The 15,760-nt window shown below is 63.6% G+C and carries 13 protein-coding genes; 8 read left to right on the plus strand and 5 right to left on the minus strand.

Annotation, left to right across the window (positions count from 1 at the left end):
• Positions 1 to 79 precede the first annotated feature (79 nt).
• Both L0U81_RS17790 and L0U81_RS17795 read right to left on the minus strand, forming a co-directional pair.
• Entirely contained in the window at positions 80 to 826 is a 747-nt protein-coding gene (locus L0U81_RS17790; RefSeq protein ID WP_233804856.1) for an SDR family NAD(P)-dependent oxidoreductase, read from the minus strand.
• Between the two features lie 68 nt (positions 827 to 894).
• Entirely contained in the window at positions 895 to 1,782 is an 888-nt protein-coding gene (locus L0U81_RS17795; RefSeq protein ID WP_233804857.1) for an alpha/beta fold hydrolase, read from the minus strand.
• Between the two features lie 160 nt (positions 1,783 to 1,942).
• On the opposite strand from L0U81_RS17795, the gene L0U81_RS17800 reads away from it, so the two are divergent.
• Both L0U81_RS17800 and L0U81_RS17805 read left to right on the plus strand, forming a co-directional pair.
• The gene (locus tag L0U81_RS17800; protein WP_233804858.1) at positions 1,943 to 2,842 is read left to right on the plus strand and encodes a LysR family transcriptional regulator; all 900 of its coding nucleotides are present in this window, start codon (positions 1,943 to 1,945) and stop codon (positions 2,840 to 2,842) included.
• A 158-nt stretch (positions 2,843 to 3,000) separates the two neighbouring features.
• A complete protein-coding gene (locus L0U81_RS17805; RefSeq protein WP_233804859.1) occupies positions 3,001 to 4,242 on the plus strand; it encodes a Zn-dependent hydrolase in 1,242 nt (413 codons plus the stop codon).
• Positions 4,243 to 4,261: 19 nt separating this feature from the next.
• On the opposite strand, the gene L0U81_RS17810 is transcribed toward L0U81_RS17805, so the two are convergent.
• Positions 4,262 to 4,885, minus strand: coding sequence for a methylated-DNA--[protein]-cysteine S-methyltransferase (locus L0U81_RS17810; protein WP_233804860.1), 624 nt, complete (start codon positions 4,883 to 4,885; stop codon positions 4,262 to 4,264).
• A gap of 258 nt (positions 4,886 to 5,143) precedes the next feature.
• On the opposite strand from L0U81_RS17810, the gene L0U81_RS17815 reads away from it, so the two are divergent.
• The 6 genes from L0U81_RS17815 to ilvD all read left to right on the plus strand — a co-directional run bounded on the left by L0U81_RS17815 (position 5,144) and on the right by ilvD (position 13,283).
• On the plus strand, positions 5,144 to 6,511 hold the full coding sequence (locus tag L0U81_RS17815) for a leucine-rich repeat-containing protein kinase family protein (RefSeq protein ID WP_233807812.1): 1,368 nt from the start codon (positions 5,144 to 5,146) through the stop codon (positions 6,509 to 6,511).
• A complete protein-coding gene (locus L0U81_RS17820; RefSeq protein ID WP_233804861.1) occupies positions 6,508 to 7,488 on the plus strand; it encodes a substrate-binding domain-containing protein in 981 nt (326 codons plus the stop codon). The genes L0U81_RS17815 and L0U81_RS17820 overlap by 4 nt, the downstream gene beginning before the upstream one ends.
• Positions 7,489 to 7,561: 73 nt before the next feature.
• The gene (locus L0U81_RS17825) at positions 7,562 to 7,987 is read left to right on the plus strand and encodes an NUDIX hydrolase (protein WP_233804862.1); all 426 of its coding nucleotides are present in this window, start codon (positions 7,562 to 7,564) and stop codon (positions 7,985 to 7,987) included.
• A gap of 612 nt (positions 7,988 to 8,599) precedes the next feature.
• Complete coding sequence (locus L0U81_RS17830) at positions 8,600 to 9,316, plus strand: hypothetical protein (protein ID WP_233804863.1); 717 nt, start codon at positions 8,600 to 8,602, stop codon at positions 9,314 to 9,316.
• Between the two features lie 737 nt (positions 9,317 to 10,053).
• A complete protein-coding gene (locus tag L0U81_RS17835; protein WP_233804864.1) occupies positions 10,054 to 11,199 on the plus strand; it encodes a branched-chain amino acid ABC transporter substrate-binding protein in 1,146 nt (381 codons plus the stop codon).
• A 221-nt stretch (positions 11,200 to 11,420) separates the two neighbouring features.
• Positions 11,421 to 13,283 carry a dihydroxy-acid dehydratase gene (ilvD, locus tag L0U81_RS17840; RefSeq protein ID WP_233804865.1) on the plus strand — a complete coding sequence of 621 codons (1,863 nt, stop codon included), beginning with the start codon at positions 11,421 to 11,423 and terminating at the stop codon, positions 13,281 to 13,283.
• Positions 13,284 to 13,375: 92 nt separating this feature from the next.
• Here the strand turns inward: ilvD and L0U81_RS17845 are convergent, their stop codons facing one another.
• Positions 13,376 to 14,092 carry a pentapeptide repeat-containing protein gene (locus tag L0U81_RS17845; RefSeq protein ID WP_233804866.1) on the minus strand — a complete coding sequence of 239 codons (717 nt, stop codon included), beginning with the start codon at positions 14,090 to 14,092 and terminating at the stop codon, positions 13,376 to 13,378.
• Between the two features lie 190 nt (positions 14,093 to 14,282).
• A complete protein-coding gene (locus L0U81_RS17850) occupies positions 14,283 to 15,752 on the minus strand; it encodes an NAD-dependent succinate-semialdehyde dehydrogenase (RefSeq protein ID WP_233804867.1) in 1,470 nt (489 codons plus the stop codon).
• Positions 15,753 to 15,760 lie beyond the last annotated feature (8 nt).

Here is a 15,760-nt window from a genome sequence, read left to right on the forward strand (position 1 = left end):
GCGCTTTGCAGCGCGGCCGTTTTCTTATGCAGCGTGTTTCGGGCTTACCCGGCATGCTTCTTTGCGCGCAACTGGCTGCTCACAGCTTCGAGCCGCCATCGACGTGCAGCGTCTCGCCGGTAATCCAGCGCGCAGCGTCCGAAGCCAGGAAGGCCGCCGCGCCGGCGATATCGTCCGGTTGCGCGACCCGCTTCAACGCCTGCATGCTCAGCGTCAGTTCGCGTCCTGCGTCGGTCTTCGTGAAGCTCGACATATCGGTCTCGACGACGCCCGGTGCCACCGCGTTGACACGAATGCCGCGCTCGCCGAGCGCCGCCGCGAAATGCCTGACGAGTGTATCGACTGCACCCTTCGTCGCTGCATATGCCGGCAGCGTGCCGACGGCCGCGCGCGCCGCGAGCGACGACAGCAGGATCACGCTGCTGCCCTTGTGCAGCACCGGCAGCAGCTGCTGCACGAGGAAGTATGGCGCGCGCACGTTGACCGCGAACAGGTTGTCGAAATCGGCGACGCTGGTTTCTTCGATCGTGGCCGCTTTTGCAATGCCCGCGTTCGCGACCAGGATATCGAGCCGTTCGCCGACTACCGCGCGGACCTGTCTCGCGAGCGCATGCGGGCCGTCCGCGTCGCGCAGATTCGCGGCGATCTTCTGCGCGTTGCCTCCGGCCGCGCGAATTTCGGCGACGACCTGCTCCGCTTCCTGCTCGCCGCTGCTGTAGTGGACGAGAACCTGCGCGCCCGCGAGCGCGAGGGCGAGGGCCGTGGCGCGGCCGATACCGCGCGATGCGCCCGTGACGAGCGCGGTCTTTCCGTTGAGGTTGTTCATGGCAATGCTCCTTTGAAGGCGATCAGTGAACGGGGTGTGCTCGATGTATGTGCGTTTGCGGGAGTCGATCAGTCGCGCTCGCCCAGGAACTCGCGTACGTGCGCGACGAATCGTTCGGGATACTGATATTGCGAACCGTGGTTCGCGTCCGGGTAGATGATCAACTGCGCGTTCGGCAGGTTCTGCTGCAGGATCCACGAGTTGATCGAGTAGATGATCACGTCGTGATCGCCGTTGACGACGAGCGTCGGCTGCTTCAGCGCGCGCAGGTAGTCGAACGGGTTGGCGCGCGGCTCGCCCCATTTCGCGAGCGCGGCGAGCTGCGCCGGCGCGACCTTGTCGTTGGCCTCGGGATCGCGTCCTTCGCTGCGCAGACGGAAGCGCTGCAGGAAACGGCGCCCGGCTGCCTGGCTCGCCGCCGACGGCGAGAAGTGCACGCGCAGCCATAGATCGTCGGGGTTTGCATAGGTCGCGCCGAAAATGTCCTGCGCTTCGGGCGTCAGCGAGTTCATCGCCTCGCCGCTGCGTGGGCCGGTGCCGACCAGAATCACGCGGCGCACCAGCGCGGGTTCAGCGATCGCCAGCGTCTGCGCGATCAGGCCGCCCATCGAAAAGCCGAGTACGTCGACGGTCGTCAAGCCGAGCGCCTTGATGAACGCGGCGGCATTCGCAGCCATCTCCTCGATCGATTCCGGTACCTCGCCGGACGTGCTTGAAATACCGGCGTTGTTGAACAGGATCACTTCGCGATCCGCGGCGACACCGTCGGTCACGGCCGGGTCCCAGTGATCCATCGTGCCGGTGAAGTGGATGTTGAACACAAGCGGCACGCCGCCCGGCTTACCGAAGCGGCGATACGCGAAGCGGATGCCGTTCGCCTCGACGTATTGGGTCGGGGCGGTCTGGTGGGTGTGGCGGACGACTGCGACGTCGTCTGAAACGGTCGGGGAGTTCATGTCCGGTTCCTTTGCGCTATAGATGAGAGGCATGGAGCGGGCGGTATCTGAAATCTGATGCGCCGCTGCATGAGTCGTAATGTAGTGAGGTCTTGCGCGCTGGAAAAAGACTTTGTAGGCTCATGGGCATGCCTGCCAGGCATGACTCACGAGGAGGCGCATGGAGCTTCGACATCTGCGGTATTTCTTGGCCGTGGCCGAAACGGGCAGTCTGACCGTGGCCGCGCAGCAGCGCCTGTTCACGTCGCAGCCGTCGCTGAGCCGGCAGATTCGCGATCTCGAAGACGAGGTCGGTGCCGAACTGTTCAGCCGCAGCGCGCGCGGCGTCGAACTGACCGCGGCGGGCAAGGCCTTTCTCGATCACGCGCGGCTCGCGCTGACCCAGGTCGATGCCGCCATCGAGGCCGCGCGCCGTGCCGCGCGGCCGGCGCGTCAGGTGTTCGCGCTCGGCTTTCTGACCGGCCAGGAAATGACGTGGCTGCCTCGCGCAATGCAACTGCTGCGCGACGAGCTGCCAAACACCGACGTCACGGTGTCGAGCCACTATTCGCCGGACCTCGCCGATGCGCTCGCGCGAGGCAAGCTCGACCTCGCGTTTCTGCGGGCCGAGCCGGGCTTCGATCTCGACTACCGCGTGGTCAGCAGCGAGAAGCTGATCGTGCTGATGCCAAGCGACCATCCGCTCGCCGAGCGTACGGCGATCAGTCCGCGCGATTTCGTCGGCGAACCGTTCATCATGGCGTCGAACAAGGCGCGCGTGCTGCACGACGTGATCGAGCGTTACCTGCGCGAGAGCGGTGTGCACGTGTCCGTCGAACATGGTGTCGACAATCTCGCGATGGCGATGTCGCTCGTCGCGTCGACGCGCGGGCTCGCGCTGATGCCGGAGTACGCGCGCAACCTGCTGCCGTGGTCGGTGGTGAGCCGGCCGCTCGCAGGCGACGCGCCGAGCGTCGATCTCGTGATCGGGTACAGCCGCTCGAACGCGTCGCCGGTGTTGAAGCTGTTCCTGTCCAGAGCCGAGGAATTGCTGGCGCCGCTCGCGACCGCGCCCCATTGATGCGCTGGCAGCAGGCTCATGACGGTGTCGCCAGGCGCAGCTATCATGCGGGCGCACACGATGGAACCAGCGCGATCTGACGCTCAGGCATGCTTAAGATATGTCGCCGGGCGATTTTCGCGCGGCGGCATCGGCAATCCATTCAAGGAGATGACAACGTGGTGAAGATCGATCCCGACCGGCTGATGGCCGACCTCAAACGGCTGCGCAGTTTTGGCGCGACGGGGCCCGGCGTGGTCCGGCTGGCGTTGTCGCCGGTCGATCTGGCGGCGCGCGAATGGCTGGTCGGCAGGATGACGGAGGCGGGGCTCGACGCACGCATCGACGGCGTGGGCACCGTGTTCGGACGCTCGCGCAATCGCGGTCCCGCGCTCGTGATCGGCTCGCATACGGACACGCAGCCGACCGGCGGCTGGCTCGATGGCGCGATGGGCGTGATGTACGGGCTCGAAATCGCCCGCGCGCTCGCAGAGAACGAGGCGACGCGGCATCTCGCCGTCGACGTCGCGTCGTGGATCGACGAGGAGGGCACGTTCTCGGGCCTGCTCGGTAGCCGCAGCTTCGCCGGCGAGGCGGTCGACGAATCGATTCGCGGCGCGACGAACCGGCAGGGCGAGCGTCTCACCGACGTGCTCGATGCCGCGGGACTCGCGGGAAGGCCGCGCGCGCGATTCGAGGCGGGGCGCCAGCTCGCGTATCTGGAGCCGCATATCGAGCAGGGCGGGCGGCTCGAAGCGATCGGCAAAGCGATCGGTGTCGTCACGACGATCGTCGGGCTGCGCGAATCGCGGCTGCGCTTCACGGGGCAGCGCAATCACGCGGGCACGACGCCAATGGCGATCCGCCGCGATGCGGGCGCGGCGCTGGTCGCGTTCATCGGGCGGATGAACGACGCGTTCGCGAAGCTGGCTGACGCCGATACCGTCTGGACCGTGGGCCGCATCGATCTCGACCCGGGCGCGATGAGCGTCGTGCCGGGCGCGGCCGACATGTACCTGCAATTCCGCGACGCGAACCCGGCGCGGCTTCTGGCAATGGGACAGGCGCTCGCCGGGCTGGTGCGCGACTTCAACGCAAACAGCGCGGTGAGCGTCGAATTGCAGACCATCGACCAGCCGATCGAGCCCGTCAGCATGGACGCCACGCTCGCGGAGCACATCGCGCGAGCCGCCGAAGCGATCGCGCCCGGGCAGTGGCTGCGCATGCCGAGCGGCGCCGCGCACGATGCGCAGGTGATCGCGCGTTGCATGCCGGCCTGCATGATGTTCGTGCCGAGCATCGGCGGCGTGAGTCACGACTTTATCGAGGACACGGCCGAGGAGCATATCGTGCTCGGCTGCCAGGTTGCAGCGACGGCCGCCGCTTCGATGCTGCTGGAGCTATCGGGCAGTCGTTCCTGAGTGCGGCATGCGTCTCGCGTCAGATACCGAACAGCGAACCTTGCGTTCCTCGGCTGGGCAGGTGATGCGACGGTTTCGCGGGTGCATCGTCTTGAGCCGCTTGTGTCGCTTCCCGCTCTGGAGCGTGCCGTTGCGTGTCATCCGCCGCTGCTTCGAGCGACGTCTGCCCCGCTTCCAGCGAAAGCAGCAGCATTTTGTTCGCGAGGCCGCCGGCGAATCCCGTCAGCTCGCCTGACGCGCCAATCACGCGATGACATGGCGCGACGATCGAAATCGGATTCCGGCCATTTGCCGCGCCCACCGCGCGCACGGCATTGACGTTGCCGATTTGCTGCGCGATCTCCGCATAGCTGCGCGTCTGGCCGAACGGGATGGTCAGCAGCGCGTGCCACACCTGCTTCTGGAACTCGGTGCCCTGAAAGTCGAGCGGCAGGTCGAAGGTCTGCCGCGTGCCCGCGAAGTACTCGCGCAATTGCCTCTCCGTTTCGACGAGCACCGCCAGTTCGTTCGCTTCGGTCATTTCGCCGAGTCGCACGCGGTTCGGCTTGTCGTGCTCCCACAGAATCGCGGCAAGGCGTTCGCCTTTTGCCACGAGCTTTAACTGACCGACCGGCGAATCGATCAACTTGTATGCGTACGTCACTTTCCAGGCTCCTGACAGGGTGGAGGCGCAAAGCTGCAAGAAGGCTGCGCCGTTATCCGATAGTGTCTGGCTCGCGTCGCCTGAACGCACTCCGGATATTGCTGTCTCATTCGCATTCGACATGGCCGCGATGATTGTGATCATCGCGCCGCTCACGTCACTGTACCGCAGAGAACCCCAGAAGGCCTTCGACTCAGTAAAATCGATAGCTTCGGAACAACGCGCCGTATGCGTAACCCGATCTACTTTCCCACGACTGTGACCACGACTTTAGAACAACTGCGGGCCGGGCAACTGGCGGGTGCGCGCGAACTCAAGCTCGCGTGCGGCCTGAGCGAATTTCCGCGCGAGATTTTCGATCTCGCCGACACGCTCGAAGTGCTCGACCTGTCGAACAATGCACTGACTTCGCTGCCCGACGATCTGCCACGCCTGCGCAAACTGCGCATTCTGTTCGCGTCCGACAACCCGTTCACCGAACTGCCCGCCGTACTCGGCGAATGCGCGCATCTGAGCATGATCGGCTTCAAGGCGAATCGCATCCGCGAAGTGCCGGGGCGCGCGTTGCCGCCGCGACTGCGTTGGCTGATCCTGACCGACAACGACATCGAGCGCTTGCCGGCGGAGATTGGCGGTTGCACACAACTGCAGAAGCTGATGCTCGCCGGCAACCGGCTGCGCGCGCTGCCCGAGGAGCTGGCCGCATGCACGCGGCTCGAATTGCTACGGCTCGCGGCGAATCGTTTCGACGTATTGCCGCGTTGGCTGCTGCGTCTGCCGCGGCTTTCGTGGCTCGCGTATGCGGGCAATCCTTTCGACGCGGCGCTCGAACAGGCGGCGCTCAGCGACACGCCGATCAGCGGCATCCGCTGGGATGCGTTGCGGCTCGAACAGCCGTTGGGCATGGGCGCATCGGGCGTGATCTATCGCGCGACGCTGCAGCTGGAAAACGAGCCTGCGCCGCGTGCGGTAGCCGTCAAGCTGTTCAAGGGCGCGGTGACGAGCGACGGTTTGCCCGACTGCGAAATGGCCGCTTGCATTCGCGGCGGCGAGCATGCGAACCTGATCCCGGTGCTCGGCAAAGTGATCGGGCATCCGTCGGACACGCACGGCCTCGTGATGGGATTGATCGATCCGCGCTTCGCTAGTCTCGCCGGTCCGCCGAGCCTCGCATCGTGCACGCGCGATATCTATCGCGATGACGCAAGCTTCGACCTCGCGACGGTGCTGGGTATAGCGAGCGGCATCGCGAACGCCGCGAGTCATCTGCATCGGCGTGGCGTGATGCATGGCGATCTCTACGCCCACAATATCCTGCACGGCGGCGCGGAGCGCGCGCTGCTCGGCGATTTCGGCGCAGCATCGTTTTATGACGTTGGCGATCGCGAGCTTGGTGTCGCATTGCAGCGGCTCGAAGTGAGGGCGTATGGCTGTCTGCTGGAAGAGTTGCTCGAGCGTTGCAATGCGGTCGATGGGCTCGATACGGAACCGCGCGTCGCCGCGCAACTCACCGCATTGAAGACGCGTTGTCTGAGCGAAGACATCGACAGCCGGCCGCTCTTCGACGAAATCGCTGCCAGCGTCGCGTCGTTCGATCGGCACGTCTGCGAAGGAGTCAAGCCATGACGCAGAACCTGCGCCGCCGCGTGCTGCTCGCGGGCGCGCTGGCCGCAACCGGTCTCAGCGGCATCGCGCGGTTTGCCAGCGTCGCCCGCGCCGAAGTGCCGCCCGGCACGAAGCCGAAGATCGCGCTCGTGCTCAAATCGATGTCGGACCCGTTCACGGTCGCGATGGTCAACGCCGCGCGCAATTACCAGAATCACTTCTCGTCGCAATTCAATCTGACGATTCGGGGCACGGTGAAACAGACCGACACCGCCGCGCAGATCCGCATGGTCGACGAGATGATCAAGGCGAAGATGAACGCGATCGTGATCGCGCCGACCGACTCGAAGGCGCTGACTCCGGTGGTCGCGCGCGCGATCAAGGCCGGCATCATCACGATCACGATCGACAACCCGCTCGACGACGCGGCGCAAGCGGCCGCCGGCATCACGGTGCCTTTCGTCGGACCGAATAATCGCAACGGCGCAAAGCAGGTCGGCGATTATCTGGCGAAGCGGCTGAAGCCCGGCGATCAGGTCGGCATCATCGAGGGTATTCCGGTGACTCGCAATGCGCAGCAGCGCACGGCCGGCAGCCGCGACGCGATGGAGGCCGCGAACGTGGAGGTCGTCGCGGTCGAGTCGGGTAACTGGGAGTACGGCAAGGGCCGCGACGTGGCCGCGAAGATGCTCGCCGAGCATGCGCAACTTCGCGCGCTGCTATGCGGCAACGACAGCATGGCGATGGGCGCGGTCGACGCGATTCGCGACGCGGGCCGTGAGGGCGGCGTCTACGTCACCGGCTACAACGCGATCGATGCGATCAAGCCGCTGCTCGCCGATGGCCGCGTGCTCGCGACGATGAACCAGTTCGCTGACCGTCAAGCGGTATTCGGCATCGACTTCGCGCTGAAAGCCGTGACCGAGCGGCGCAAGCAGCGCGAGTTGTCGCCGGTGATCGAGACACCGCTGCAACTGGTGACGGCCTCGAAGCGTTGAGGTGGCGCGCGGCGTCAAGCTGCTGATCGCGCAACGCGCATAGTCCCTTGGGATGCCCACACATATGAGCCGAATGCAAACCGTCGTCGACGTCAACGTGCTGTTTCTGAACGGGCAGGGCGAGTGCCTTTTCATCCAGCGAGCGAATACCGGTTTCAAGGACGGCCAGTATGCGTTGATTGCCGGTCATCTCGAACCGGGCGAATCGATCGAACAGTGCGCGATTCGCGAATCGAAAGAAGAAGCAGGCGTGACGATCGCGCCCGGCGCGCTCGAATTCAAGCTCGTGATGCGGCGCGACTCGGATACGAATCGCATCAGTTTCTTTCTCGCGTGCCGCTCATGGCAAGGCGAACTCGCGAACATGGAGCCGCACAAGTGCTCGGGCTTCGTGTGGGCGAAGCCGGACCATCCGCCGGCACCGATCGTCGACTATGTGGCGGCCGCCCTCGCGCATATCCGCGAGGGCGTGATGCTGGCCGATTTCAAGCCTTCCTGAGCGCAGTCCCAGGACCGTAAGGGTTCAACCGCCCCTCTTACCGCCTTGCTCATTGGGCGGGAAGAAGAGAGCGATAGAACGGTGACGCGAAAGACGCGGCTGTCGGGTGCCACAGAAAGTGAAAACTGTGCCAAGTAAGTGAAAAACAGCTGACACAGTCGGTGAAAAGTTTCGGGCGGGCGGCGTGCAATCCGAGCGTGCGCGGCCCGTGCCCGTCTCAGTTCGACCCACTTGAGCCACATGGACGAAGCCGACGAGCGTCCGATCGCCGACCGACATGAGACACTGGCAAGCAACATTGCAGGCTTAAGGAATACGCCTGCTGCGTGTCGTGGCGCACGCGGAGGTGCTGGATATCCAGGATCGCGTCAGCCATCTCGGGCGCGCCGCGTCTCGGTGCCTGACGCCATCAACGATTTCCCGAAGGGCACGGAAATCGGCACTGCGGCGTGAATCAAAAAGGCAGGCAACCGTCCTCACAGACATCGCGCGTCGGCTTGATTTGACGGCTTGCTGGATTGATCCCTGCCAATACTTTCAGTTGACCGCTGCCTGGCCTAGCATGAACCGAGTGCCCGCAAAGATCGCGACAGGGTGCGAAGGACGCTGAACATGAATCCGTCAACGAAGGACTGGCGACCGCAGCGGATTGAGCCAGGCACGCGCTTCAGAGCCCCCCGCGGTGCCGCCATCGCCGGCATCATATTTTCTGTTTTACTGATTACGAGCCTTTTGCTGCTGCGGCAATCTGTTCCTGTTGTCCATTCAGAAGCGGGCGCTTGGCTTCGAGAAAAATCGAGTACCGTATCTGTTGCGGTTAGCCTGGTGCCGTTCGCCGGCATTGCCTTTCTCTGGTTCATTGGCGTGCTGCGGGATCGTCTCGGAGATCACGAGGATCGCTTCTTTGCCACGGTGTTTATGGGGAGCGGCCTCCTGTTCCTGGCGATGTTTTTTGCCGCTGCCGCGTTCGTCGGCGGGATTGTGATCGCGTATGGCATCGACTTCGATCGACTTGTCGGTTCGGCTACGTTCACCGTCGCACGAGCGGTTGCCTACGAAATCATGAATGTCTACGCGGTCCGCATGGCCGCAGTATTTACGATCGCCACCTGTACGCTTGCTCTTCGCACCGGCTTTGTTTCGCGCTGGATCGCGTTTATTGGATACGCCGCGGCACTTGCGTTGCTCTTTGCTGGCCGCCACATAGATTGGATCGTGCTGGTTTTTCCGCTCTGGGTTCTCCTTCTCAGTCTGCACATCCTGTTTGACAATTTCGGCGTATCGCCCAAGGCCGGCGCGAGTGATTCTGACAGGAAAGGCAACGCTTGATTCGTTGTTCCCGGGGGAGCGCAAACGGCAGACGGTTTCCACCGACTCGAGCGCTCTGAATCCCCGATTTGTAGCTGAAAGCGGCCTCTTCGTTTGGTACATGTGAGGGCCGCTCATACACCTAATGGCCGAGCACGGCAAACGCCTCGCGCAACGGCGACAGCGAGACCGCGACCACCCCATTGAGTGGCGTATTCATATCCAGAATCAGCGACATGGCGCCGGACGTGGATAGTGCGCCCGGGCACGACGGATCTTCTGTCACTGCGGCCCGCTTTCGAATGCAGTTCGGCCATTCGTACGAAAAGGTGACTGTCGCCTTGTGGCCGCATATTGCCGCATACCGCTTGCATAGATTTGCAATCTGCCCGGTCGATTTAGACCTGCTGCCCTACGTTGGGAATTTTCACCATTTGTGGGGTAACCAAAGGGAATTTTGACATTCCACGGCACAGGCCCGGACATGCGCGCCACCGTTAGTGAAAAAGCCCTTTGGAATCAGCGTCGCGGTTTTCACTTGCCGCGTCACTCGACAGCGGTGCCGATCCCGATTGCGCGGGAATCTGTCGCATGCGGCGATTTTGCGTTATCGTTCTGCACCAAAATTGGCGGACCCGGCGAATTGCCGGATTGGCCCTATTTCTACTCATCCTGAATGGATGAATGGCAATGTCTCAGTGGTATCAGGAATCTCCAACCATCCGGTTGGCAAGGTAAGTAAAGAGGAGATGTGTCGTATGTCGTTCAAGCTTCACAAACTGCTGCCGGTTAGCGCGGCAGTCGTCGCATTCGCAGGCTTCGCCGGCACGGCGAACGCCGATCAGGTGGTCAAGATCGCTCACGTGGGTCCGTTGACGGGCGGCTCCGCCCACCTCGGCAAGGACAATGAAAACGGCGCGCGCCTCGCGATCGAGGAAATCAACGCGAAGGGCCTGACGATCAACGGGCAGAAGATCACGCTCGTGCTCGACGCGCAGGACGACGCGGGCGACCCCCGCCAGGCAACCCAGGTCGCGCAGAAGCTCGTCGACGACAAGGTCGTCGCGGTGGTGGGCCACCTGAACTCGGGCGCGTCGATTCCGGCGTCGAAGATCTATAGCGACGCGGGCATCGTGCAGATTTCGCCGTCGTCGACCAATCCGGCATACACGCTGCAGGGCTTCAAGACGACGTACCGCGTCGTCGCGACCGATGCGCAACAAGGCCCGGCGCTCGCCACCTTCGCCGCGAAGAATCTCAACGTGAAGACCGTGGCCGTGGTCGACGATTCGACCGCCTATGGCCAGGGCCTCGCGAACGAATTCGAAAAGACCGCGAAGTCGCTCGGCCTGAAGGTCGTGTCGCACGACGCGACCAACGACAAGGCCGTCGACTTCCGCGCGATCCTGACGAAGATCAAGGGCGAGAATCCCGACGCGATCATGTACGGCGGCATGGACGCGACCGGCGGTCCGCTGGCGAAGCAGGCGCGTCAACTGGGCCTGCGTGCGAAGCTGCTGTCCGGCGATGGCGTGTGCACCGAAAGCCTCGCGGACCTCGCCGGTCCGGCGGCCGGTAACGTGGTGTGCTCACAACCCGGCATGGCGGTCGAGCGCATGAACGGCGGCGCGGAATTCGCGGCGAAGTACGCGAAGCGCTTCGGCCATCCGATCGAATTCGACGCACCGTTCACGTACGACGCGGTGTATATCGTCGTCGACGCGATGAAGCGCGCGAACTCGACCGACCCGGCGAAGGTCCTCGCGAAGGTGTCGGGCACCGACTACAAGGGCGTAACCGGCCAAACGACGTTTGACGCGAAGGGTGACCTTCAGCACGGCGTGATCTCGCTGTACGACTACAAGGACGGCAAGAAGACGCTGCTCGACGTCGTGAAGATGTAAGAGCGGTAGAGGCGGTAAAGACACAAAGGGCCGATGAAGCATTGCTTCATCGGCCCTTTTCTTCAACGGTCGCGGCACGCATTAATATCTTTTTCGACCTAATTACGCAGAAAAAATATATTGGACGTCTTACTGGCGTTCTTGCACTATTCGTTCCCAGCGATCCCCACGCCCGCGCGGGCGCTCATCAAAACCGATAACAGCCATTCCTGAGGATACAGATGCCCCACTATCGCTCACGCACTTCGACTCATGGCCGCAACATGGCCGGCGCCCGCGCGCTGTGGCGCGCGACCGGCATGAAGGACGACGATTTCGGCAAGCCGATCATCGCGGTCGTGAACTCGTTCACGCAGTTCGTACCGGGCCATGTGCACCTGCGCGACCTGGGCGCGCTGGTCGCGAAGCAGATCGAAGCGGCCGGCGGCGTGGCGAAGGAATTCAACACGATCGCCGTCGACGACGGCATCGCGATGGGCCACGGGGGCATGCTGTATTCGCTGCCGTCGCGCGAGCTGATCGCCGACTCGGTCGAGTACATGGTCAATGCGCATTGCGCGGACGCGATGGTCTGCATCTCCAACTGCGACAAGATCACCCCGGGCATGCTGATGGCCGCGATGCGCCTGAACATTCCGGTCGTGTTCGTGTCGGGCGGTCCGATGGAAGCGGGCAAGGTCAAGGCGCCGACCGACGGCCAGGTGATCGCGAAGATCGATCTGATCGACGCGATGATCAAGGCCGCCGATCCGAAGATCAGCGACGCCGAAGTCGCCGAAGTCGAGCGCAGCGCGTGCCCGACCTGTGGATCGTGCTCGGGCATGTTCACCGCGAACTCGATGAACTGCCTGACCGAGGCGATCGGCCTCGCGCTGCCGGGCAACGGTACGATCGTCGCGACGCACGCATGGCGCAAGGGCCTGTTCGAACAGGCCGGCAGCCTCGTCGTCGATCTGTGCCGCCGTTACTACCAGGAAGAAGACACCTCGGTCCTGCCGCGCAACATCGCCACGAAGCAGGCGTTCGAAAACGCGATGACGCTCGACGTCGCGATGGGCGGCTCGACGAACACCGTGCTGCACCTGCTGGCCGCCGCGCAGGAAGCGGGCGTCGATTTCACGATGTCGGACATCGACCGCATTTCGCGCAAAGTGCCGTGCCTGTGCAAGGCCGCGCCCATGACCGACAAGTACCACATCGAGGACGTGCATCGCGCGGGCGGCATCATCGGTATTCTCGGCGAGCTCGCGCGCGCGGAGCTGCTCGACCTGTCGTGCGGCAACGTGCATAGCGGCACGCTCGGCAATGCGATCGCGAAGTGGGACATCGCCGGCGGCGCGGGCGAGGAAGCGCAGAAGTTCTTCCGCGCGGCGCCGGGCGGCATTCCGACCACGGTCGCGTTCAGCCAGGAAGCGACCTTCGCGACGCTCGACACGGACCGCAAGAGCGGCTGTATCCGCAGCAAGACGAACGCGTACTCGAAGGACGGCGGCCTCGCGGTGCTGTACGGCAACCTCGCGGAGAAGGGCTGTATCGTGAAGACCGCGGGTGTCGACGAATCGCAGTGGATCTTCTCGGGCCGCGCGCGCGTGTTCGAAAGCCAGGACGACGCGGTTGACGCGATTCTCGGCGACAAGATCGTGGCGGGTGATGTCGTGGTGATCCGCTACGAAGGTCCGAAGGGCGGTCCGGGTATGCAGGAAATGCTGTACCCGACTTCGTACCTGAAGTCTAAGGGCCTCGGCAAGAGCTGCGCGCTGTTTACCGATGGCCGCTTCTCGGGCGGCTCGTCGGGCCTCGTGATCGGCCATGCGTCGCCGGAAGCGGCCGAAGGCGGCACGATCGGTCTGGTCGAAGACGGCGACGTGATCGAGATCGACATTCCGCAGCGCAAGATGCACCTCGCGGTGTCGAATGAAGAGCTCGCACGCCGTCGCGCGGCGATGGAAGCACGCGGCGACGACGCATGGCAGCCGACGAATCGCGAGCGTGTGGTGTCGCAGGCATTGCAGGCGTACGCGGCGCTCGCGACCTCGGCCGATCGCGGCGCGGTGCGCGATATTTCGCAATTGAAGCGCAAGTAAAGCGCGGATCAGTGCGCGGGTTCCGTTCGCGGTGACGCGAGTGGGGCCGAACGGAGACCGGTATGCGGGCGACTGCATACCGGTTTTTTCAACTACATCACACGCACGCCGCAGTCTCCAACCAGCATAACGGCCTGGTCGACGGAGAGTATCGTGCCTTTGAGGTGCTGCAGCACGTCGGACAGTCGCAGGCCACTCAGATCTACGGAACGTAGGTCAGCACCGTCGAAGCGGCTGTTTCGTAGTTGGGCGTGGCTGAGGCTGCCACCTTCGAACACGGCGTCGCGAAAGTCGCAGTCAGATAGATCCGCGTCGGAGAAATTCAATGCCTCGAGGGTCTGTTTCCGAAACGAAAGCCCCTTCAGATCGGCCCCAACGAGCAGCGAATCGTGGAAGCTAAGCCCCAGCGTGCGGGCGTCCACGAAGCGGGCTCCTGTCAGCTTGACCTCCGTAAATACCGCGGATGCGAGTTTTGAGCCCGACCAATCGGTATTGTTCAGATCACTCCGGCAGAAACGAGCTTCCGTTAGATTGGCATACCGAAAATTTGCGGAAGCGCCCTTGCACGCCAACCAACGGCTCCTCGCGAGGTCGCTGTGCTCAAAGAGCGTGCGCTCGAAGTTGCACCTTGTGAATCGGGCGGCACGAAAATCAAGATTGGCAAGATCTTCGCCGTCGAAAGTGCAGTTCTCGAAAGTCGGTCCATCACGGCATTCTCGAAGTACGCGAGCCAGTTCTTCGCGGTCGAATGTCAATCCGCTGAACACTGCTTCCTCTCCGGATGATGGTTCCATTGTGTTGGTGCGCATCTGAGCAGACTCCTCTTATAGAGGGGCGCGGAGTGCAGTCCACAGCGCGTCCCCCCAACTTGGTCGAAGTAAGGTTGACGCCGCGGAATACATAGAACCCAGCAGCTGGGCGCAGGAGATACCAACCTGCCACTCTATTTTCGGCGGACAAGATTTTATCTCCCCCGCTCTTACGCACACAAGGCCTTCTTCAGGCGGCGCCGAGCCCGTCCCAGCAGAGATACTTCACCTCGAGAAACTCGTCGATGCCGAGATGGGATCCCTCGCGTCCGAGCCCGCTCTGCTTGACGCCGCCGAACGGCGCGACCTCGTTCGATATCAGGCCACAGTTGATTCCAACCATGCCCGATTCGAGTCCCGCGGCGTTCCTCCAGATGCGCGCCGCGTCGCGGCTGTAGAGGTAGGCGGCGAGGCCGTATTCGCTGTCGTTGGCCATCGCGATAGCGTCGTCGTCCGAATCGAAGCGGATCAGCGGCGCGACCGGTCCGAACGTTTCTTCGTGGGCAATGAGCATGGCGGGCGTCACGTCGCGCAGCACGGTCGGCTCGAAGAAGGTGCCGCCACGCGCATGGCGGCGGCCGCCATGCAGCAGACGGGCGCCCCTGGCCAATGCGTCGCCGATATGCTCCTCGACCTTCGCGACGGCGGTGTCATCGATGAGCGGCCCAAGGTCCACGTTTGCATCCAGGCCGTTGCCCACCCGCAGACGCGCCACACGCTCGACCACGCGCGCAGACAGCGCATCGTAGACACCGGATTGCACGAGCACGCGGTTCGCGCTGATGCAGGCTTGACCCGTATTGCGGAATTTCGCGGCGACGATCCCGTCGGCGGCGGCGTCGAGGTCCGCGTCGTCGAACACGATGAACGGCGCGTTGCCGCCCAGTTCCATCGAGCACTTCTTCACGGTCTGCGCGGCCTGCGCAAGCAGCGTGCGGCCGACCTCGGTCGAGCCTGTGAAGGTGATCTTGCGCACCAGCGGGTTGCTCGTCAGCTCGCCGCCAATTGCGCGGGTGTCGGTGCCGGTCACCACGTTGAACACACCAGGCGGCACTCCGGCGCGCTCGGCAAGCACCGTGAGGGCGAGTGCGCTCAACGGCGTCTGGCTCGCTGGCTTGACGACCATCGTGCATCCCGCCGCAAGGGCCGGCCCGGCCTTGCGCGTAATCATCGCGGCCGGGAAATTCCACGGGGTGATGGCTGCGCAAACGCCAATAGGCTCGCGCAGCGCGATGATCCGCTGGGTTTCCCTGGCAGCCGGTATTACGTCGCCGCGTACGCGCGTCGCTTCTTCGCCAAACCAGCGTAGAAAGGATGCCGCGTAGTCGATTTCACCGCGCGCTTCGGCGAGCGGCTTGCCTTCTTCCAGCGTGATAAGCGTCGCGAGGTCTTCGCGATGCTCGATCACCAGTTCGAACCAGCGTCTTAGCACTTCGCCGCGTCGTTTGGCAGTAGCGTTTCGCCATGAGCCGAAGGCTTGCTGCGCGGCCTCGATCGCGCGCCGTACTTCCGGCGCACCACAACGCGGCAATTCGACGAGCCGCGATTGATCGGCGGGATTCCTGAGCGTATAGGCTCCGTTCGGCGTATCGGCGATCCATGCTCCGCCGATAAATGCCTGCTCCCGCCACAGCGACGCGTCTTTGAGAAGGTGTTTCATCGTTTGCT

It is taken from the genome of Paraburkholderia sp. HP33-1 (assembly GCF_021390595.1).
Taxonomy (GTDB): domain Bacteria; phylum Pseudomonadota; class Gammaproteobacteria; order Burkholderiales; family Burkholderiaceae; genus Paraburkholderia.